Genomic DNA, 20,172 nt, shown 5'->3' on the forward strand with positions numbered 1-20,172 from the left:
ACAATTACGTTATAGCACGTGACATATTATGTCAAAATAATTCTCCAGTAAAATGTTTCAAGCCATTTCGCTAGAGACAAAAAAAGGGCTGATAATTACTTATCAGCCCTTCCATATATTATTAAAGCTTTATCAATTAAGCATTTTGCTCACGCTCAATGGCGCGATAAGCAATATCAGTTCTAAACTCAACACCTTGCCAAGTTATTTGATGTAATAACTCATAAGCACACTGTTGTGCTTCAGTCACACTGTTACCTAAGGCAGTGGCACAAAGTACACGACCACCGGCAGTAACTACCTCACCTGCTTCATTTAATGCAGTACCTGCGTGGAAGGTTTTGGCAGCGTCATTGGTGTTGGTCTCTAAACCAGAAATCACATCACCTTTTGGATAGCTTGCTGGGTAACCTTGGGCTGCTAAAACAACACCAACCGCTGCACGGCTATCAAATTCTGCTGTTACTTTGTCTAATTCACCACGCGTTGCTGCTAAGCAAAGCTCAACTAAATCAGACTGTAAACGCATCATAATTGGTTGTGTTTCAGGGTCACCAAAACGACAGTTATATTCGATTACATTTGGTGTGCCATCAGCTGCAATCATTAAACCCGCGTATAAAAAGCCAGTATACGGCGCATCTTCAGATGCCATACCTTCAACCGTTGGCATAATAACTTCAGCCATAATGCGCTCGTGAATTTCTTTCGTTACCACAGGAGCAGGAGAATAAGCGCCCATACCACCGGTATTAGGACCTAAGTCACCATTTAAGGCACGTTTGTGATCTTGGCTGGTTGCCATAGGTAATACGTTTTTACCGTCTACCATAACAATAAAGCTGGCTTCTTCACCTTCAAGAAACTCTTCAATTACCACGCTATGCCCTGCTTCACCAAAGGCGTTACCAGCAAGCATGTCTTTAATGGCATCTTCTGCTTCCGCTAAAGTTAATGCAACAATAACGCCTTTACCTGCAGCTAAACCATCAGCTTTAACAACAATTGGTGCGCCTTGCTCACGAACATAAGCTAATGCTTTGCCAACGTCAGTAAAGTTTGCATAGCTACCTGTAGGTATTTTGTGACGTGCTAAGAAATCTTTAGTGAAAGATTTAGAACCTTCAAGTTGTGCTGCTTTTGCGCTTGGGCCGAAAATAGCTAAACCTTGAGCTTGAAATGCATCAACCACACCATCAACCAGTGGTTGCTCAGGGCCAACAATAGTTAAAGCAATGTCTTCTTTTTGCGCAAAAGCCACTAAAGCATCTAAATCACCAACACTGATGGCAACATTTTCTAACTTAGCTTCTGTTGCTGTACCCGCATTACCCGGAGCAACAAATACTTTGCTTACTTGAGAAGACTGAGCCGCTTTCCACGCTAATGCATGTTCACGACCACCACTACCAATAACTAAAATTTTCATTTAATTTTCCTATTTTTGCCCAAGCAAAAGCAGCAAACAACTTAACTACTTATTTTCAGGCTTAACAAATTTTAATGTCATACGATCGCTTTCGCCAATCGCTAAATATTTCTCTTTGTCTTTATCACCGTTCGCTAATGACGGTGGTAAAGTCCACACTTTATATTGTGCTAAATCTTTCGGGTTAGCGTTGATTTCACTCGCTCCTGCAAACCTAAAGCCAGCCGCTTTTGCTTGCTTAATGGTTTTTGCTTCAGAAACATAACCAATCGCTACTTTAGGGTCACCATCTGCCGGTAATCTGTGCTCAACCACACCTAATACACCACCTGGCTTAAGGGCGTTGTAAGCATCTTTAAATACTTGCTCAACACCAGCATCTTTCCAGTTGTGTAAATTTCTAAAGGTAACCACTAAATCAGCACTACCTTGCGGCGCTAGTTCACTTTGCTTACGCGGTACAAAGTCAGTTAATACCACTTCGCTAAATACTACATCAGAGGCAAGCTTTTTCTCTAACTTTTTACGTGAATTACTATAATAGTTGTCTTCACCAGTATCTGGGTAATGTGCGCCGTATAGTTTACCAGAACCTTTTAATGCTGGAGCTAAAATTTCTGTGTACCAACCACCACCTGGGGTGATTTCTACTACCGTCATGTCTGATTTAAAACCGAAGAAGCTTAACGTTTCGATTGGGTGACGATACTTATCACGCGCTTTGTTTTGAGCTGATCTATGATCACCAGCAACCGCTTTTTCAAGCTTAGCATCAGCATGATTGTGAGCGTTAACACTCGTACCAACTAAAGCACCACAGGCTAAAGTAGCGCTTACTAATAAGGTAGTTAAACTTTTCTTTTTTAATAACATAACTATTTCCATTGTTGAGTTTTAAGCCAAAATTTCAGGCAAGATGAATATTCAACCATCAGACCTTCCACTTAGGGTAATAATTTCACCAACATTTATAGCAGATTTTAAATAAAGAAACAGTGCCGTTTAGCGTGAACTAAGGGCACTGCTTAAGCTAATTTGTAACAAGATTTCTTCAAATGATTGAAGCACTTGTATACATGAACACCATATCCAAAATGAGTAGCCACCAACTAGCAACACTACTCATTGTTACAATCGCTCTAAGGTATTAACCACAGAGCGAATCATTCTTAATAAAGATTTTATAAGTTGAGAGGCTTTAATTCCTCCCCTCAACCAACTCCAATTAATGATAGTTTTTTAAGTTATAGGGTTTAAAAAACAAACTATAAGCCCGGAGCGTATGACTATACGTGAGTACTTATCGTGCAGAGTTTTAGCCCTATAACGACAAGAACACATTACATTAATAAAGATTTTATAAGTTGAGAGGCTTAAATTTAAAGGCAAAAGCGCGGAGCGTATAACTATACGTGAGCACTTTTAACGAATAAATTTGACCTCTCAACGACTAAAATAGAAATTAATGGCGGAAGTGGCGCATTCCTGTAAATACCATGGCAATGTTATGCTCATCTGCTGCGGCAATCACTTCATCATCACGCATTGAACCACCCGGCTGAATTACCGCAGTAATACCCGCTTCTGCGGCGGCATCTAAACCATCACGGAATGGGAAGAATGCATCTGATGCCATTACAGAACCTTTTACTTCTAGGTTTTCATCAGCGGCTTTAATGCCAGCAACTTTTGCTGAGTAAACACGGCTCATTTGGCCTGCGCCTACACCAATGGTCATGCTGTTTTTAACATAAACAATGGCGTTAGATTTTACGTATTTCGCTACTTTCCAACAGAATTTTAGGTCACGCATTTCTTCTTCAGTCGGCTGACGCTTAGTCACAACTTTTAAATCATCGCTGGCTACTTTACCTTGGTCTCTGTCTTGTAATAACAAGCCGCCATTTACGCGCTTGTAATCAAAACCAGTTGTTTGTGTATCCCACTGACCACATTCTAATAAACGAACGTTTGGCTTAGCGGCAACAATTTGTGCTGCTTCATCAGAAATAGTTGGCGCAATAATCACTTCTACGAATTGACGAGAAACGATTGCTTCGGCAGTATCGGCATCTAATTCACGGTTAAAAGCAATAATGCCACCGAATGCTGATGTTGGGTCAGTTTTAAAGGCACTTTCGTATGCCGCTAAAATGTTGTCACCAATAGCAACACCACATGGGTTCGCATGTTTTACGATGACACATGCAGCTTCATCAAACTCTTTAACACACTCTAATGCAGCATCAGTATCAGCAATGTTGTTGTAAGATAATGCTTTACCTTGAATTTGCTTGGCTGTAGAAACGGATGCTTCGGTTGGATTAGCTTCAACGTAGAATGCTGCATCTTGGTGAGAGTTCTCACCGTAGCGTAAGTCTTGTGCTTTAACAAACTGGCTGTTGAAAGTACGTGGGAATTTCGCTTTCTGTTCAAATGAAGGTGTTGCTTCAGTATCGCCGTACGCTGGTAACATTTTACCAAAGTAGTTAGCAATCATACCGTCGTAGCTTGCTGTGTGCTCGTAAGCTGCAATCGCTAGGTCAAAGCGAGTTTTGTAGGTTAATGAATCATCGTTTGCGTCCATTTCAGCAATAACGCGATCATAATCACTCGCATTTACGATAATAGTAACGTCTTTGTGGTTTTTCGCTGCAGCACGAACCATAGTTGGACCACCAATATCGATATTCTCAATGGCGTTTTCTAGTGTACAGTTTTCATCGCTAACTGCGTTAGCAAATGGGTAAAGGTTTACCACTACCATATCAATCGCGCTGATGTTGTTTTCATCCATTACCGCTTCATCAGTACCACGACGCGCTAAAATGCCGCCATGTACTTTAGGGTGTAATGTTTTCACTCGACCATCCATAATTTCTGGGTGACCTGTGTAATCAGAAACTTCAGTTACTTTAATGCCGTTTTCAGCTAATAATTTTGCTGTACCGCCAGTAGAAAGAAGATCAACACCTTTATTAGCTAAGTGTTGAGCAAACTCTACAATGCCTGTTTTATCTGAAACACTTAACAGTGCGCGTTTAATCGGACGTGGATTATCCATTTTATATTTACCTTTTAATGGTAACTTTCAGCTTCAATATGAAATAAAACCTTGGCGGTTTCATAGGCAACTCAAGCTAAATCGTTACTTGTAAAAATGATTAAAGTTTAAAAATTAGTGCTATTTATCTGTGCTTAGTTCATTTCATTGTGGCTTATAACCGCAAAACACTAAGCATATAAACGATAAAAGCACCCGAGGGTGCTTTTATTTTAAAAAGTCGATATTAGTTCATACCGTATTTTTTTAATTTCTTGCGAAGCGTACCACGGTTGATACCTAATAAGTTTGCCGCGCGCGTTTGGTTACCGCGAGTATACTTCATTACTTCTTCAAGCATAGGCGCTTCAATTTCACTTAAAACAAGGTCATACATATCGTCAACATCGTTACCATTTAATTGTGATAAGTAATTGCTGATAGCGATTTTCGCTTGAGTGCGCAATGGTGATGTTTTAGTTTGCGTTTGAATGTCGCCAGTAATAAATGGAGAAGAAACATTTTGTTCGAACATATGATATAACTCTTTGTTAAATAAATATTAATTGTTTTATACGTTAGATTTTTTGTTGCTAGGCAACAAAGCTATCTAAAAATTGGTTTAAGGTCTCAAGCTGCTCGCCTTCTGACTCTAAACCATTAAATGTTGCTCTAAACATTTTGCCTTGGTCATCGTTGAATCCTTCACTAAAGCCCTCATCCATAGCAGCTAGTGTTTGTATATACCAAGACACATGTTTGCGGGCGAATCGTACACCCTTAAAGTCACCGTAAAACTGATGAAGCGCATTAACATGGCCCAATAAGATAGCGCGCACCTCATCCAATGATGGTGTTTTCATCTTGCTACCCGTTGCCAAGAAATGATTAATTTCTCTGAATATCCACGGGCGACCCTGCGCACCACGGCCAATCATAATGGCATCAGCTCCAGTATGGTTTAATACCTGCTCGGCTTTTTCCACCGAGGTGATATCACCATTTGCCACAACAGGAATAGAAATAGACTGCTTAATTGCTTTAATGGTGTCGTATTCCGCATTGCCTTTATAAAAGTCATTGCGAGTACGGCCATGCACCGCCAAAGAAACAATACCGTTATCTTCAGCAATTTTTGCTATTTCCACGCCATTACGGCTGTTTTCACACCATCCTGTGCGAATTTTTAGCGTCACCGGAATATCTACCGCCTGCACCACAGATTTCACAATTGCTTCCACCTGTGCTGGCTCTTTTAATAAGGCAGAGCCCGCTAATTTTTTATTTACCTTTTTTGCTGGGCAGCCCATATTAATATCAATAATCTGCGCGCCGTTATCAGCATTTACTTTCGCCGCAAAAGCCAACTCATCAGGACAACTCCCCGCAATTTGTACGCTGCGAATGCCTGCTTCATCGCTATGCACCATTCTGTTTTTCGACTTTTCCGTATTCCACACTTTAGGGTTTGCCAAAATCATTTCAGACACAGCTAAACCTGCGCCTAATTGACAGCAAATTTCCCGAAAAGGTTGATCGGTAATTCCGGCCATAGGGGCAAGCATTACCTGACTTTTTAATTGGTACGGACCTATCTTCACACTGATGCTTTTTTGAGCTACTCGTCAAAAGGGCGCTAAGTTTACGTGTTTTTTTTTCAATTGAAAAGCATAGAATTTGAACAATTTTTGATTTTTTTTGCCTTTTTAATATTGACATTTTGCAAACTTTTCTTGAGGCGATAAAACGTACAATTTCATGACAAAATGGTTGACAAATGCCGTGCTTTTGTAGTGCAAAGTTTCCCTTCTAAAAAACGCTACACTATGGCATGGTAAAGGCCTACAAGATTTTGGCTAAGTGAATAAAAACAACAAATTATGCAAACTCCATTACAACTCCCCATAACCAATGTATACGGCAAAGGCGATTACAGCCTTGTTGTTCACTTAGGCAGTGAGCAAGCACCAGTCAATTTATTAATAGATTCTGGCAGCAGCACCTTAGTAGTAAAAGAAGGCAGCTACCAAGCAAGTAGAGATAAACATTTAACGCCAACCGCTATCGCGCAAGAGGTCAATTACGGCATCGGCGGCTGGAATGGCCCGGTTATTCATAGCAGCATCACCTTGAGTAATTACGACTTAGCCAATAAAGACAAAGTGGGTGAACAGCAAGTTACTTTAACTAAAGGCGATATCGCGATTGTTTCAGCTAAGCAACAAATCGCCACCTTTGCCGAGGCAGATGGCATTTTAGGGCTAGCCTATCATCACCTTAATAAAGGCTTTAACCTGACCAGTTACTTTGAACAACAGCATATTAGCCCTGCTAGCACTTACCCTTGGCCATTTAACGAGGCAACCGAGCTCTCTCCCGCTAGCAGCGACCTTAAAGCATTTAAAAAATTCTTATGGCAATATCCTGAGCACGATATAGTGCCCTACTTTACCGAACTTGAAGAGGAGCATTTAGTTGCCAACAAGTTTGCCTTTTATAGTAAGCGCTCAAGCGTGTATGTAGATGAAGCGAATAAAGGCATTAACGTAGCCACTAGCCCAATGGCCGAGATAGAGCCACTAATGCAACTAGCAGAAAACCAAGGCAAGCTGATATTAGGTGGCGGTGAAGAACAAACCGACTTATACCAAGGTGAGTTTCAAAGCATTCAAGTAGAGCACGATGTTTACTACAATGTTGAGTTGATATCAGTGCAAGTTGGCGATAAGCCGGCAATAACAGCCGCGCCACTTGAACAAAGCCATGTAAAAAGCTACTTCACCAATGCCATTATTGATACCGGCGCCGGGGCATTAGTATTAACCGCAGCGCTGTATGAGCAAGTCATTCGTGACTTAGTTGCCATTAATGCTGATTTTGACGCGCTACTTTCGCCGTTTAAAGATTTTAATGAGCAATACACAGGCATAGATGCCAGCTTAATAGATTTAGCCCAATGGCCAACTATTTACTTTAACTTTGTTGGTGAAGCCAGCTCCGCAAACAGTGAAGGCAACATAAGTAATCAAGAAAAGCCAACAGTACAGCTAGCCTGTGCACCACATACCTATTGGCAGCTAAATACGCCAGCCTTTGGCAGAGCCAGTTTTAAATTGTTAAGCCAACTACCACAATGGCCTAATCAATCCATTATTGGTTTGCCACTCATCAATAACTATTATGTGGTGTTTGATCGCACTGAAACAGGAACGGGCGTAGTGAAATTCGCTCAGCAGAAATAATCTTCAGGGAAATAATAAACATGCAAGCATTTGAAACAGAACGCTTAATTATGAGGCCGTTAAGCAGTAATGATGAAGACTTTTATATTTATCAGTATACCGATGAACAAATGATGAGCCTAGTTGGAGCACCATTAACTTATGAACAAGCACGAGCAGCCTTTCTTAGAGCATTAAAGGCAAATAATTCCCACAAAATGACAGTGTTAACTTGGTCAATCTTTGACAGGTTTACGACTGAAATTATTGGTACGCAAGCCTTATCTTGGTTAAAAACAAAGTTAGCAGTAAAAGCAACTGATAAGCCAATTAATCAAGCTGAAATTGGTATGATGTTAGCGACACACATTCAAGGAAAAGGGTACGGAAAAGAAGCATTATCAGCTTTAATGGAATATGGTTTTAAGTATCTATCGATAGATCGAATTAATACCTTTCATGCAAATAACCATTCTGGCTCAGATGGCTTAGTAAAAAGTATCGGCTTTACCTTTGATGAAGAGTGTCAAACCGCTAATAGTGGTTCTCGCTACCTCTACTTTGATAACAATAAATGGGACAAAAAGTATTTAGTAAAAGTAGAACAAATAACCGAGCCGCAGCTATCTTGCACTTAACTTATCAGGATTATCGATAATTAACGCTTAAATTCATTGATTTAAGCGTTAATTTTCTGCTAGTTTAATATCTTGTATAACCCATATTCTTAAAAATATAATTTAAGGTGTTAAGGACAATTAATGTCAGGTAGTTTAACTTGTGTCGGTACTGGCATGACCTTAGGAGCGCACGTAAGCCCGATAGCACAAAGTCATATTGAGCATGCTGATGTGGTATTTTCATTAATGGCTAACGGCTTTGCGCAAAAATGGCTTGAAGGTATTAACGATAACGTCCATAGCCTACAGCACTTCTACGAAGAAGGTAAAAACCGCAATATTACCTATAATGAAATGGTCGATACTATTTTGGCCGCCGTGCGTGAAGGTAAAAAAGTGGTTGCCGCCTTTTATGGTCACCCTGGTGTGTTTGCCTGTGTTGCCCATCGTGCCATTAAAAAAGCCAAATTAGAAGACTTACCTGCCACTATGGAGCCGGGTATTTCAGCAGAAGACTGTTTATATGCCGATTTAGGTATCGACCCAGGCAATACTGGTTGTATGCATTTTGAAACCAGCCAGTTTATGTTTTATAAGCGCAACATTGATAATTCAGCGCATTTAATTTTATGGCAAGTAGCCTTAGCGGGTGATAAATCACTAGGTAAATTCTCAACAGGTAGCGCGTATCGCCAAGTATTGGTCGACTTATTATTAGAGCACTACCCTGCCGATCATCAAGTGATTTTATATGAAGCCAAAGGCATCGCCATAGATACCATGCGCGCCGATAAAATAGCGCTAACCGAGCTGGTTGATGCGGAATTACACATGCAAACCACCTTAGTAATTCCTCCCAGCCAAAAAATGCAACCCAATGAAGAAATTTTGGCAAAACTGGCACAATTAGATAAAAAAGAACAGCGCGCTAAAAATGGCCCTGCACTAACCTTAGTGCTATAACATAGTGCTGGCTAGCTAATGAAAACGATTATTTCACAACAAAAGGAAGAACAATGAATAACGTAGTACAAGTATTAACACAATTAGCCAACAATGCGGCCTTAATCACTAAGGAAGAAGTGACGCAATTTTTAGCTAGTACCGAGCTATCAACACAGCAAAAATCTGCAATTGCTGCACATGATATCGATACTTTAGTGGAAACGGTGCATGACTTACCAGTAATAAAGTGTTTCCCTGTTCTAGTAGCAGACGATGACGAAGAAGAAATCATCACTATCACTAATAAACATGTGGCTAACGCCTAGTAATTTAAGGAAGAATAAAATGAATCAAGTAGTACAAGTATTAACACAATTAGCCAATAACGCGACCTTAGTTACTAAAGAAGAAGTGGCGCACTTTTTAACTAATTCCGAGCTATCAACACAGCAGAAAACCGCAATTGCAGCACATAATATCAATACATTAGTGGAAACAGTGCATGATTTACCAGTGATAAAATGTGTGCCTATTATTGTTTCAGATGATGACGAAGAGCAAATTATCACCATCTCTAATAAGCATGTAGCAAACGCCTCATAATTTAAGGAAGAATAAAATGAATCAAGTAGTACAAGTATTAACACAATTAGCAAATACCGCGACCTTAGTTACTAAAGAAGAAGTGGCGCAGTTTTTAGCTAGCACCAAGCTATCAAAACAGCAGAAAATCGCAATTGCAGCCCATGATATCGATACCCTAGTGGAAACCGTTCATGACTTGTCTGTAATAAAGTGTCTTCCTATTTTAGTTGCCGATGAAGACGAAGAGCAAATCATCACTATCACTAATAAACATGTGGTAAACGCTTAATAATTTAAGGATGAATAACATGAACAATGTAATACAAACACTAACCAATCTTGCAAGTGATGCTTCGCTAGATTCTGAGAAAACAGTTGCGCAAATGCTAGCAAATGCCGACATAACCCAATTGCAGCACCAAGCAATATTAGCCAATGATGTTAGGTTACTTGCGGAAACGATAAACTTGCCAAGCATTCGAGCTTTTGTGCCTGTAATAGTCGCAGATGAGGATGAAACTGAGCAGGTAGTCACAAACACAACTAAAAAAGCCGTTAATGCCTAGAGACATTGCAGCTACCAGCTAAGCGAATAACTTAGCTGGTTATTTAATTTTTAACCTGCCTTAATTCTACCTAAGTTGCTATGCACAGTTTTACCACCGCACGATTGCTTATTCGTCCATTTATTCAAGAAGATGAAGAGCCATATTGTCAGTTGTATGCTGATGAAAAAGTCATGCGTAATTGTGGTGGGGTATTTACCTTAGCGCAGGCAAAAAAGAACTTTGGGAATGCTCTAAAGGCCATTCAACGTAAAAAAAAGACAGTTTTAAATTGGGCTATTATTGAGAGAAGCAGCAATCAGTTTATTGGTTTCCAGGCTTTATCATGGCAAAAACCAACGCAAACACCTAAACCTAGCATCGATAACATCAATCAGGTTGAAATTGGCATTATGCTAATTAGCAAGGCTAATGGTAAGCAATACCCAGAAGAGGCAATGGGCGCCTTAATGGAATATGCTTTTAATTACCAAAACGTTGATAGGATCAATGCCTTTTACGCTAATAAAAACTTAGCAACTAAGCGCTTTTTGAAAAAGTTACAATTTAATTTTGACCCTAACTTGCAAGATAATACTACTGACAATAGCTATCAATATTTTGATAAAAAGCAGTGGCAAAATAGTGTCATTATATTACTTTATGAGTATTCGCTATAAGCTTGACTTTATTCAATAGTGTTAAGCACAATTATTCACTCATAACGAGAAAAACCCATTGCTTATCGAAGATAAAATCTGATACTTTAAATGCTCAGATAATGTAACTAGTTCAACAATCAACAAAATTTCAACAATAAAAATTGGAGTAACATCTATGAGCCAAGCAATTAAAGCACTAGTAAATTTAGCTAGTAATGCATCGTTAATTGACGAAAATAGTATCTTAACGATGATAGCTGAAACAGAGATTAATGAAGAGCAAAAGCGTGCATTACTTAAAGAGAACTCTAACCAGTTAGCTGAAACTATTTACGACCTTCCTGAGATTAAGTGTTTCCCAATGATTCCTGCTGAAGACGAAGAGGATGAACAGGAAAATAAAGAAACAGATGACGAGACACAAGATAAAGAAAATGCCTCAAAAGTAGTAAATTATTAATAATACTCTCAATTATGAAATACAGCCTCACATTTAAAAACGTTAAAAGTATTAGCTCTTATTATGTGTGGCTGTATTGTATTTTTATCATAGTCCTATCTATACCTTCTAATATAAATGCAGCCCCGGTATCTGACTCACCTAGAAGTCAAATAAAGAACAAAGATATAACATCTAAACAGCTCTACAGTATGCTAGTAAAGGCTGATGAACAAAAACACGCCTCGCCTTTATTATTTAGAGAATTATTAGAAAAGATTTTTGCTGAAAAAGATAAGTTAAACACCGAACAGTTACACTATTTATATTTACTGCAAGGCTACTCCTATGCTTATAGCGGTAGTTACGACAATGCGGAGGAGCAGTTAAGTCTAATATTGGAGGCAAGCGATAGTAAAATTTTGAAATTTAGAGCCAGCAATTTATTAATATACGTGTATTCTGCCCAAAAAAAGTGGGGTGAAGGATTATTTCATGTAGCTCAAAATATTGAATTGTGGCCTGAAATACAAAGCAATAAGCACGTCCAAGAAAGCTTAATGATTACAATAATATTCTATAACCAAATTCAGCAATATGACTTGGCATTGAGCTACACTGAGAAGTTAGCGCGATTAGAATTATCCCCAAAAGATCTTTGCCTATTAAAACAACAAGAAATTGATATCAAGTTTCATCAAAATACAATGACTTCTGCCAGTGAATTTCTAGTAGATGGCTTAGAAATCTGCAGAACTGGCAATTACAAAATTGCTGAAAATATAATTCATTTAAGAAAATCAGAACTACTTCTCAACGAAGGTTACGCTAACAAAGCTATTAGTGTTCTCTCTAAACAAATTACCGATATAAGAAACACCCACTACCCCATGCTAATTTCTGGTGTAAATAATGTGTTAGCAGAAGCATACTTTGAATTAGGGGAATTGGATAACGCTCTCACACATGCAACTGAAGCATTAGAAATCAATAAAAATGTTACTAACTTAATGCAGGGCGTAGAAACATATTATTTACTTTATCAAATAGCGAAGCAACAGAAGAAATTTACCTTAGCGCTTCAATACCATGAGCGATTTAGCGAATTGGACAGACAACATTTAGAGGGTGAAAAAGCAAAACACCTAGCGTACCAATTAGCAGAGCACCAAAATACAGAGCAAGAAAGCAAAATAGCCTTGCTAAATGAAAAAAACGCTTTATTAACTGCACAACAAGCGCTGTCTGAAGCCGAAGTTGCCAACACTCGCCTAATTATCGCCTTCTTAGTTGTTAGCTTAATTTTAATTGCCTTGTGGGGCGGTCGACTATACAAAGCACATAAACGCATAAGAGAACTTGCAGAATATGATGCTTTAACTGGTATATTTAATCGTGGTCACTTTACTCATGTTGCTAACAGTGCACTGAAATATTGTCAAAATGCTGAGCAAGATTTAAGCGTCATTATCTTTGATTTAGATAATTTTAAAACGGTTAACGATAGTTACGGTCACGCAACCGGCGACTGGGCGTTAAAAGAAGCCACTAAAGTATGTAAAAATTTAGGCAGACAAAACGATATATTTGCTCGCCTAGGCGGTGAAGAGTTTTGTATTTTATTGCCAAGCTGTAATATTCGTAGCGCAGCACTGCGCGCAGAAGAGTGTCGACACGCCATTGAAGACATTATTACCGAAGCATCTGGCCATGACTTTAGAATTACCGCCAGCTTTGGTGTAACCGATGCCAAAACCTCAGGTTTTAACTTAGAAAAGCTACTCGCCGACGCCGATGAAGCGGCCTATACCTCAAAACATTCTGGCAGAAACCGTGTTACTGTCTATGAAGTAGAAACTGCACCTAAACAAGCACAATTAGATGGTTCATGGAGTATTTCTTAGTTTTCTATTAACTATCTTCTGCTATCTTTGAATTAGCTTCTGCTCTGCTTGCTATCACTAAAAAGACTGGTGCTTGTTGATATTTTGGCGTCGCGGTGGCGACGGCACCCAAAGGGAGACTGCCTCCGGCCTCCCTTTGGAAACCCTCGGAGCCCAACTCAGCAAAACATTCCAGTATTATTTAGCCAGTTAATCAATTCCTGCCGATTTATCATCCATGAACAACGGCAGTCCTCGACATCCTGTCTCAGATTGATTGCCTGCTTGCTAAAGAATACCGTCATTGCTGAGATGGGAACGGGTAGTTGTAGCCCTGTTAGCTATCAAAATAATTTGGAGTTTGTTGTTCTTTTACACCGAGGTAGTTGAAGGTACATGCAGTGAAGAAAACACTAAGCCTACGTGAACAAACGCTGGAATGAGTGAAAGTGTTCAGGTATTTTCATCAGGGATGATGAAAAAAGTAATGACATACAAGTCGCTACATGGATGTAGCTTATTAGACAATGCAGGAGCATATTGTCCTGAAGTATGTTCACCTCGACAAGACTTGAATGAATTACAGATTACGTTTGGTTCGTAGCGTCGGGGGATTCCAAAGGGGAATCGGCGTTAATCCCCCTTTGGGTGCCGTCGCCACCGCGACGCCAAACCTATTATCAACCGCAAACACTTGCTATATCAGCCAAACTTCAAACCCAAACTGAAGCTGAAGCCTAAATCCCAACTAATTTACAAAGGGGAAAAACTACTTACGTTGGCCGTTCAACCTTACCCATTCTTCTTGCACGGTAACAGGCTGCATATCACACCATTGACCGTAGATTTCTTGTAAGGTTTCAGCTTGTTCTTCTAATACACCTGAAAGTGCCAATAAGCCTTTATCACCAACATACTCCATAATAGTTGGTGCTAACTCACGTAGTGGCCCAGCTAAAATATTAGCAACGACTACATCTGCTTTAAATTCTGGCTGATCTTTTGGTAAATATAGTTCTAATCTATCGGCAACGTCATTACGCTCAGCATTAGCTTTACTTGCTTGTAGTGCTTGTGGGTCAATATCAATACCAATAACTTTTTTCGCGCCAAGCTTTAATGCCGCTAACGATAAAATGCCTGAGCCACAGCCAAAATCAACCACGGTTTTACCTTCAAGGTCGATGCCGTCTAACCAAGTTAAACACAATGCCGTTGTTGGATGTGTACCCGTACCAAAGGCTAAGCCGGGATCTAACATAACATTTACCGCATCTGGCTCTGGGATATCGCGCCAGCTTGGACATACCCATAAACGATTACCAAATTTCATTGGGTGGAAGTTATCCATCCACTCGCGTTCCCAGTCTTTATCTTCCAGCTGCTCTAGCTTGTATTGCATATCTTGTTTGTCTGGATGAATGCTACGTAAATAATTCAGCACCTTGTCCATATCATGACTGGCATCGTATAAGCCCATTACCACAGTATTTGCCCAATAGGTGACTTCATCACCGGGTAATGGCTCATAAATTGGTGTGTCTTTGGCATCTATAAAGGTAACGGCTTGTGCGCCACAGGCCGATAACATATTTGAGTATTTTTCGGCGGTGTCTTCGTTGGCACTAAGGCGTAGTTGTATCCAAGGCATGTTCGGCTTCTCTGTAAGGTATCGAATGAACTAACTGACTATTTATAGGAAAATATCAGCCATAAATAGTAGTCATAAATAACTATGATGCTAGTTTACCATTCATTGCTGTTAGAGTAGCAGCAATTCCTGCAAAAAAGAGCAAATAGCTATGGCTAATGACGATTACCAAGGCATGTTAGATTTATTGCCCGATTTATTCGACGACTATGCAAAGCAGTTAAACTTAGCTGAGCCTTTGTTTAATGATTATGGCGAAAAGCTGGTATTTGCGGGAGAAATCGTTACTGTGTCTTGCTTTAATGATAATTCAAAAGTTAAAGCATTAGTGGCAACCGATGGCACAGGCAAAGTGATGGTGGTTGATGGTAAGGCCAGCACCACTAATGCCCTACTTGGCGATATGCTAGCAGAGAAAGCGGTAGCTAATGGTTGGCAAGGTATCATTATTAATGGTTGTATTCGTGATGCCGGCACTATTGGCACACTAAAGCTTGGCGTTAAGGCGCTTGGCTGTAACCCCATAAAAACCGAAAAGCTTGGCGTGGGAGAGGTGAATATTACCGTGAGTTTTGCCGGTATTGATTTTATTCCCGGCCAGTTTGTTTATGCCGATAAAAATGGCATAGCAGTAAGTGAAACCCTATTAAAAGTAAGGTAACTTTTCATTAAGTCAAACTAGATTAAGGTTTTTGCTTTTTTCCTATGTTAATGTTGCTGCATTAATAAAAAATAATTGTGTTATTTAGGTTTTTAAATGAAATACTTTCCGGTTTTTCTTGATGGTGCAAAAATTTCTGCCATGGTGGTTGGCGGCGGTGAAGTAGCAGCGCGTAAAATTGAGTTGCTACTAAAAACAACCACTAAGATCACCATAATGGCGAGCGAGGTAAATGATGCCGTTGCCCGTTTAATTAACGACAATAACTTAACTTGGCTAAAGCACAACTACCAAACAGGCATGCTTACAGGTATTACCTTAGTAATAGCTGCCACCGACGATAAAGCGGTTAATGAAAGTATTTATAATGAAGCGGTAGCGTTCAATATTCTTGCTAACGTGGTCGACCAACCAGAGCTATGCACTTATATTACTCCAGCAATTATTGATCGCTCACCTATGCTTATCGCCTTATCAAGCTCAGGTAGCGCGCCGATTTTAATTCGCATGCTGCGTGAACAAATTGAAAAAATACTACCGCAAGGTTACGGACGCTTAGCGGACTTTTCTTTAAAATTTAGAGATCACGTTAAAGCCAGAGTGAAAGGCTTACGTAATCGCAGAACCTTTTGGGAAAACACACTGCGTGGCTCAATTGGACAAGCGATTTTAGATGGTAATCAACACGATGCCGAACAGCAGCTGATTGCCAGCCTAAAAGAAGAAATAGCCCCACCCCAAAGCGAAATTACCTTTATTCATACCAAGGACGGTAATCCTGATCATTTAACCTTAAACGCCCATCGTGCCATGCAATTTGCCGATGCGGTATTTTATGATGAGCAAGTAAACCAAGAGCTGATTGAGTATATACGTCGCGATGCGGAAAAATTCCCACAAAGCATCAGCTCAGATATTTTAATTAATTATCAACATGCTTTGGAGCTAGCCGAAAAAGGCCAGCAAGTAATTTACTTGTTAGCTGGTAATGCTGAACTACCTAAAAACGCCGCTTTAGCAGACAGCAAGATCACTACCCGCGAAATTATTAGTGGCGGCAGCTGATAAGATCCAAAAGATATAAGCTACACATCACATTATTACTGACAGCTATAGCGAAGCTAGCTTTAGTTGTCAGCATTTTTTACATTTAAAGTTAAAGCTCTAATCGTTTAAAAAATAAACTCCTTATTTTTCACTTTGATAACTATTGTGGCGCAAACTATGCAGTTTTCATTGTGTGATGATTTATTGGTATCACTTGAAGCAGCATAAATTGCAGTTACTGCGTCATTATCGATAAGCCATTTCACTACAACTTACTGAACGTGTACTTGAACTTTATACTGCAAAGGAGTTAATAATGAACACGCTTAAAAAGATTTTACTAACACTCACTTTTTCTACCCTGGGGCTCGCCTTTACCAGTAATGCGACACCTATTACCTCATGGGACTGGGAAGTTGATACCGCTTTTACTGATTATGATCCAGCAGCAGATGTTAACGCAAGTGATGACAATCACTGGTGGAGTGACCCTACCTTCCTTTCTTGGGGCACAGAAGCTAATATTTTTGATGAAATAAGCTCGCTCGATGTTTCAAGTGGTAGTAGCGGCCATAAAGATGGTACTGGCTTAGCCAGTGGTGACTGGGCATTAACAGCAACATTAACCCACAACAACTTTATTATTACCGGCACTTCGCTTAGTTCAGCACAACTTAGCACTAAGTTACAAGTTGCCCCTAATGGCATGTCGCTTGACGATGGGTTACCTGCGCTAATGTTTGATATTTTATTCGAGGAAACACCAAACGCTGCCCCTTGTACCTATGGCGGTATTATTCCTTGTAGTAACGATATTTTCGTAATCGATCTATTTGGTGCTGGTGGCGACGATATTGTATTTGATCCAATTTCTGGCACCTTCAACCAACAGTTTTCGATTGGTCAATATACTTATAACATTGCCATCCTAGTTGATACCTTAGCGGAATTGCACCCTGACATTTGTGCAAGAGCAGGTGTTCAAGGTGGTGCAAGCTGTATCGGTTTAACCACTGTAGAAAATCAAGCTAATACATTTGATGTAAATATGAGAATTACGCAAGTTCCAGAGCCAGCATCAATTTTATTATTAAGCTTGGCGCTACTTGGTATATTCGCTAGCATGCGTAACAAGCATATATAAAGAGGATAACAAGCTTACCTATTAATGTGTTCTATATTGTAAACGTACACCAATGTAAGTTTTAAAGGCTGCCTAGGCAGTAATGCCGATCAGTTAAGGCAAAAAAGTTTGGGGATCAATTGAACGATCCCTACAATATGTAAGAATCCGATAAATAAAGTTTATCGGATTTTTTTATGCGCTTTGAAAGTGAACTTGCTACAGCCTTTAGTTCTTGTAATACCTTCCACACCTTTGAGAAATACGCAGAGTTGCTCTCCCCTGAGTTGATTAAACAAGGCTTTAAACAAGCTGGCGTCGCCACAATTAGAAAAAGGCGCCTACCACTTGAAACCGTGCTTTGGTCAATTATCGGTATGGCACTATATCGTCAGAAGTCGGTTTGGGATATAGCCACTCAGATGGATATCATGTTGCCTGATAAAAAGCCATTAGTGGCACCAAGCGCACTGGTTCAAGCAAGACAAAGGTTAGGCGCAGATGCCGTTAAAGAAGTGTTTAAAGTGATGGCACAGCATGGTTATGAATCGAACCAGTTTGAAACATGGGCGGGCTTGAACCTGCTAGCCGTTGATGGTGTCGTATGGCGAGTCGCCGATACTGCTGAAAACCACAAAGTATTTGAAACGCAAAGTAACCAGCATAGAGAAAATATTTATCCTCAAATCCGTATGGTTTGTCACATGGAAATTACGAGCCACCAGCTAATCAACAGCGTATTTTCAGGTTACCGAACTAATGAAATGAAATTAGCAGAAGGGCTAATAGAAACGACACCAGATAATACATTAACTATCTTCGATAAAGGCTATTACTCGCTTGGTTTGCTCAATCGATGGCATCAAGCAGGAGAACAAAGACACTGGATGATACCAGCTCGTAAAGACTTAAATTACGATGTCATCCAGAGTTTGGGCAAGAATGATAAACGTATTCGGTTAACAACAACGCCTCAAGCTCGTAAAAAATTTAATGACCTACCAGAACATATTGAAGCCAGATTAGTGAGTAAAAAAATTAAAGGTAAAGAGTACCGTATTCTGACCTCAATGGTCGACCCAATACGCTTTCCAAGCGAAGAAATGGTTGAGTTATACCGGTATCGCTGGGAAATAGAATTAGGCTATCGAGAGATGAAACAATCGCTACTTAACAGCGCTTATACTTTAAGAAGCAAGCGACCAGATATGATTGAACAGGAGTTATGGGGACTCCTTCTGTGCTACAACTTGATAAGGCAAGGGATGACAGCGGCAGCAAGAAAGCTTAATAGCACTTGGCCTAATCAGCTTAGCTTCACGAGTTGCTCAATGGCAATTACTCAGTTCTTTGCCACATTGCCTCTGTCTAGCCCTGGCAATATTCCCAAACACTATGAAGCTTTACTGACACAAATGACTTATTTTAAATTACCAGAGCGGCGTGAAGAGAGGCAATACCCAAGGTGGGTTAAGGCAAAACCCCAAAGGTATCCAAGGAATACAAAAAATGCCAATCAGCTTAACTGACTGGCATTACTGCCTAGGCAGCCTTTTTTTCTTAGCTTTAAACATAAACTTTGTTGTTATTCGCTTAGCAATTAAAGTTAGGTTAAAATACGCGCTTTACAGCAAACCTACTCCTTCATGCTAGACATCACATTATTATCCATTTTTATCCCTACTTTCTTCATTGTCAGTATCACGCCGGGTATGTGTATGACCTTAGCGATGACGCTAGGCATGTCGATTGGCATACGAAAAACACTTTGGATGATGTGGGGTGAGTTATTAGGCGTTGCCGTTGTAGCCTTGGCAGCTGTACTAGGTGTTTCCGCAGTTATGTTGAAATTTCCACAAGTATTTAATGTGTTAAAGTTATTTGGCGCTGCTTATTTAGCTTATGTTGCCATCAATATGTGGCGCTCAAAGGGAAAACTAGCACTTAGCGAAGATGACAAGCAAAATAAAAATATCAGTAGAAGTCAATTATTTACTCAGGGCTTTATAACCGCCATAGCAAATCCGAAAGGTTGGGCATTTATGGTGTCGTTATTACCGCCTTTTATTAATCCAAGCATTGCCCTGCCTATGCAACTTAGTGTATTGATTTTTGTCATTTTATGCTCTGAATTTCTTTGTATGACCATTTATGCAACAGGCGGAAAAACTATAGGGAAATTACTAACACAAAAGAATAATGTGAAATTACTCAACAAGTTATCTGGCTCATTAATGGCTCTAGTCGCTTTGTGGCTGGCACTAAGTTAATAACTAGCGCATATGTTTGCCTGCAACATCTAAATAAATAAGTTATCT

21 protein-coding genes are annotated in these 20,172 nt (G+C 39.8%); 15 read left to right on the top strand and 6 right to left on the bottom strand.

Annotated elements, in window-relative coordinates; all coding sequences use genetic code 11:
* Window positions 1-136: 136 nt before the first annotated feature.
* The 5 genes from purD to dusB form a co-directional block, all read right to left on the bottom strand.
* Window positions 137-1,429 (bottom strand): phosphoribosylamine--glycine ligase, encoded by a 1,293-nt coding sequence (gene purD, locus EMK97_RS08910; RefSeq protein ID WP_130601378.1) that lies wholly within the window; start codon window positions 1,427-1,429, stop codon window positions 137-139.
* Window positions 1,430-1,474: 45 nt separating this feature from the next.
* Entirely contained in the window at window positions 1,475-2,302 is an 828-nt protein-coding gene (locus EMK97_RS08915) for a class I SAM-dependent methyltransferase (protein WP_130601380.1), read from the bottom strand.
* Window positions 2,303-2,891: 589 nt separating this feature from the next.
* Window positions 2,892-4,493, bottom strand: coding sequence for a bifunctional phosphoribosylaminoimidazolecarboxamide formyltransferase/IMP cyclohydrolase (gene purH / locus EMK97_RS08920; protein WP_130601382.1), 1,602 nt, complete (start codon window positions 4,491-4,493; stop codon window positions 2,892-2,894).
* A gap of 226 nt (window positions 4,494-4,719) precedes the next feature.
* A complete protein-coding gene (fis, locus tag EMK97_RS08925) occupies window positions 4,720-5,007 on the bottom strand; it encodes a DNA-binding transcriptional regulator Fis (protein ID WP_118958520.1) in 288 nt (95 codons plus the stop codon).
* Window positions 5,008-5,065: 58 nt separating this feature from the next.
* Complete coding sequence (gene dusB, locus EMK97_RS08930) at window positions 5,066-6,073, bottom strand: tRNA dihydrouridine synthase DusB (RefSeq protein WP_130601384.1); 1,008 nt, start codon at window positions 6,071-6,073, stop codon at window positions 5,066-5,068.
* A gap of 279 nt (window positions 6,074-6,352) precedes the next feature.
* On the opposite strand from dusB, the gene EMK97_RS08935 reads away from it, so the two are divergent.
* From EMK97_RS08935 to EMK97_RS08980, 10 genes are all read left to right on the top strand, one after another.
* Entirely contained in the window at window positions 6,353-7,714 is a 1,362-nt protein-coding gene (locus EMK97_RS08935) for a pepsin-like aspartic protease (RefSeq protein WP_130601386.1), read from the top strand.
* A gap of 20 nt (window positions 7,715-7,734) precedes the next feature.
* Complete coding sequence (locus EMK97_RS08940) at window positions 7,735-8,331, top strand: GNAT family N-acetyltransferase (protein ID WP_130601388.1); 597 nt, start codon at window positions 7,735-7,737, stop codon at window positions 8,329-8,331.
* A gap of 123 nt (window positions 8,332-8,454) precedes the next feature.
* Window positions 8,455-9,276 carry an SAM-dependent methyltransferase gene (locus EMK97_RS08945; protein WP_130601390.1) on the top strand — a complete coding sequence of 274 codons (822 nt, stop codon included), beginning with the start codon at window positions 8,455-8,457 and terminating at the stop codon, window positions 9,274-9,276.
* Between the two features lie 53 nt (window positions 9,277-9,329).
* Complete coding sequence (locus tag EMK97_RS08950) at window positions 9,330-9,584, top strand: hypothetical protein (RefSeq protein ID WP_130601392.1); 255 nt, start codon at window positions 9,330-9,332, stop codon at window positions 9,582-9,584.
* Between the two features lie 19 nt (window positions 9,585-9,603).
* Window positions 9,604-9,861 carry a hypothetical protein gene (locus EMK97_RS08955; protein ID WP_130601394.1) on the top strand — a complete coding sequence of 86 codons (258 nt, stop codon included), beginning with the start codon at window positions 9,604-9,606 and terminating at the stop codon, window positions 9,859-9,861.
* A gap of 16 nt (window positions 9,862-9,877) precedes the next feature.
* Complete coding sequence (locus EMK97_RS08960) at window positions 9,878-10,132, top strand: hypothetical protein (RefSeq protein ID WP_130601396.1); 255 nt, start codon at window positions 9,878-9,880, stop codon at window positions 10,130-10,132.
* Window positions 10,133-10,151: 19 nt separating this feature from the next.
* Complete coding sequence (locus EMK97_RS08965; RefSeq protein WP_130601398.1) at window positions 10,152-10,409, top strand: hypothetical protein; 258 nt, start codon at window positions 10,152-10,154, stop codon at window positions 10,407-10,409.
* A gap of 80 nt (window positions 10,410-10,489) precedes the next feature.
* Window positions 10,490-11,068, top strand: a complete 579-nt coding sequence (locus EMK97_RS08970; protein ID WP_130601400.1) for a GNAT family N-acetyltransferase — start codon at window positions 10,490-10,492, stop codon at window positions 11,066-11,068.
* 157 nt (window positions 11,069-11,225) lie between these two features.
* Window positions 11,226-11,510, top strand: a complete 285-nt coding sequence (locus EMK97_RS08975; RefSeq protein ID WP_130601402.1) for a hypothetical protein — start codon at window positions 11,226-11,228, stop codon at window positions 11,508-11,510.
* Window positions 11,511-11,701: 191 nt separating this feature from the next.
* Window positions 11,702-13,393, top strand: a complete 1,692-nt coding sequence (locus tag EMK97_RS08980) for a tetratricopeptide repeat-containing diguanylate cyclase (protein WP_170176738.1) — start codon at window positions 11,702-11,704, stop codon at window positions 13,391-13,393.
* Window positions 13,394-14,141: 748 nt separating this feature from the next.
* Here EMK97_RS08980 and prmA read toward each other — a convergent pair.
* Window positions 14,142-15,023 (bottom strand): 50S ribosomal protein L11 methyltransferase, encoded by an 882-nt coding sequence (gene prmA, locus EMK97_RS08985; protein ID WP_130601406.1) that lies wholly within the window; start codon window positions 15,021-15,023, stop codon window positions 14,142-14,144.
* A 175-nt stretch (window positions 15,024-15,198) separates the two neighbouring features.
* Here prmA and EMK97_RS08990 point away from each other — a divergent pair, with 175 nt between their 5' ends.
* The 5 genes from EMK97_RS08990 to EMK97_RS09010 all read left to right on the top strand — a co-directional run bounded on the left by EMK97_RS08990 (window position 15,199) and on the right by EMK97_RS09010 (window position 20,124).
* Entirely contained in the window at window positions 15,199-15,684 is a 486-nt protein-coding gene (locus tag EMK97_RS08990; RefSeq protein ID WP_130604436.1) for a putative 4-hydroxy-4-methyl-2-oxoglutarate aldolase, read from the top strand.
* A 96-nt stretch (window positions 15,685-15,780) separates the two neighbouring features.
* The gene (locus EMK97_RS08995; RefSeq protein ID WP_130601408.1) at window positions 15,781-16,749 is read left to right on the top strand and encodes an NAD(P)-dependent oxidoreductase; all 969 of its coding nucleotides are present in this window, start codon (window positions 15,781-15,783) and stop codon (window positions 16,747-16,749) included.
* Window positions 16,750-17,047: 298 nt separating this feature from the next.
* The gene (locus tag EMK97_RS09000; protein ID WP_130601410.1) at window positions 17,048-17,875 is read left to right on the top strand and encodes a THxN family PEP-CTERM protein; all 828 of its coding nucleotides are present in this window, start codon (window positions 17,048-17,050) and stop codon (window positions 17,873-17,875) included.
* A 176-nt stretch (window positions 17,876-18,051) separates the two neighbouring features.
* A complete protein-coding gene (locus tag EMK97_RS09005) occupies window positions 18,052-19,383 on the top strand; it encodes an IS4 family transposase (RefSeq protein ID WP_130599454.1) in 1,332 nt (443 codons plus the stop codon).
* 117 nt (window positions 19,384-19,500) lie between these two features.
* The gene (locus EMK97_RS09010) at window positions 19,501-20,124 is read left to right on the top strand and encodes a LysE family translocator (protein WP_130601412.1); all 624 of its coding nucleotides are present in this window, start codon (window positions 19,501-19,503) and stop codon (window positions 20,122-20,124) included.
* Window positions 20,125-20,172: the final 48 nt, after the last annotated feature.

This window comes from Litorilituus sediminis (assembly GCF_004295665.1).
GTDB classification, from domain to species: Bacteria; Pseudomonadota; Gammaproteobacteria; order Enterobacterales; family Alteromonadaceae; genus Colwellia; species Colwellia sediminis.

What these genes read in the sequence shown, in the direction of transcription:
- EMK97_RS08935 (WP_130601386.1), top strand. Translation starts at nt 6,353, where the DNA reads ATGCAAACTCCATTACAACTCCCCATAACCAATGTATACGGCAAAGGC.
- EMK97_RS08955 (WP_130601394.1), top strand. Translation starts at nt 9,604, where the DNA reads ATGAATCAAGTAGTACAAGTATTAACACAATTAGCCAATAACGCGACC.
- purH (WP_130601382.1), bottom strand. Translation starts at nt 4,493, where the DNA reads ATGGATAATCCACGTCCGATTAAACGCGCACTGTTAAGTGTTTCAGAT.
- prmA (WP_130601406.1), bottom strand. Translation starts at nt 15,023, where the DNA reads ATGCCTTGGATACAACTACGCCTTAGTGCCAACGAAGACACCGCCGAA.
- EMK97_RS08940 (WP_130601388.1), top strand. Translation starts at nt 7,735, where the DNA reads ATGCAAGCATTTGAAACAGAACGCTTAATTATGAGGCCGTTAAGCAGT.
- purD (WP_130601378.1), bottom strand. Translation starts at nt 1,429, where the DNA reads ATGAAAATTTTAGTTATTGGTAGTGGTGGTCGTGAACATGCATTAGCG.
- EMK97_RS09005 (WP_130599454.1), top strand. Translation starts at nt 18,052, where the DNA reads ATGCGCTTTGAAAGTGAACTTGCTACAGCCTTTAGTTCTTGTAATACC.
- EMK97_RS08915 (WP_130601380.1), bottom strand. Translation starts at nt 2,302, where the DNA reads ATGTTATTAAAAAAGAAAAGTTTAACTACCTTATTAGTAAGCGCTACT.
- EMK97_RS08950 (WP_130601392.1), top strand. Translation starts at nt 9,330, where the DNA reads ATGAATAACGTAGTACAAGTATTAACACAATTAGCCAACAATGCGGCC.
- EMK97_RS09000 (WP_130601410.1), top strand. Translation starts at nt 17,048, where the DNA reads ATGAACACGCTTAAAAAGATTTTACTAACACTCACTTTTTCTACCCTG.
- EMK97_RS08995 (WP_130601408.1), top strand. Translation starts at nt 15,781, where the DNA reads ATGAAATACTTTCCGGTTTTTCTTGATGGTGCAAAAATTTCTGCCATG.
- EMK97_RS08970 (WP_130601400.1), top strand. Translation starts at nt 10,490, where the DNA reads ATGCACAGTTTTACCACCGCACGATTGCTTATTCGTCCATTTATTCAA.
- EMK97_RS08960 (WP_130601396.1), top strand. Translation starts at nt 9,878, where the DNA reads ATGAATCAAGTAGTACAAGTATTAACACAATTAGCAAATACCGCGACC.
- EMK97_RS08965 (WP_130601398.1), top strand. Translation starts at nt 10,152, where the DNA reads ATGAACAATGTAATACAAACACTAACCAATCTTGCAAGTGATGCTTCG.
- fis (WP_118958520.1), bottom strand. Translation starts at nt 5,007, where the DNA reads ATGTTCGAACAAAATGTTTCTTCTCCATTTATTACTGGCGACATTCAA.
- EMK97_RS08990 (WP_130604436.1), top strand. Translation starts at nt 15,199, where the DNA reads ATGTTAGATTTATTGCCCGATTTATTCGACGACTATGCAAAGCAGTTA.
- EMK97_RS08975 (WP_130601402.1), top strand. Translation starts at nt 11,226, where the DNA reads ATGAGCCAAGCAATTAAAGCACTAGTAAATTTAGCTAGTAATGCATCG.
- EMK97_RS08945 (WP_130601390.1), top strand. Translation starts at nt 8,455, where the DNA reads ATGTCAGGTAGTTTAACTTGTGTCGGTACTGGCATGACCTTAGGAGCG.
- EMK97_RS08980 (WP_170176738.1), top strand. Translation starts at nt 11,702, where the DNA reads ATGCTAGTAAAGGCTGATGAACAAAAACACGCCTCGCCTTTATTATTT.
- EMK97_RS09010 (WP_130601412.1), top strand. Translation starts at nt 19,501, where the DNA reads ATGCTAGACATCACATTATTATCCATTTTTATCCCTACTTTCTTCATT.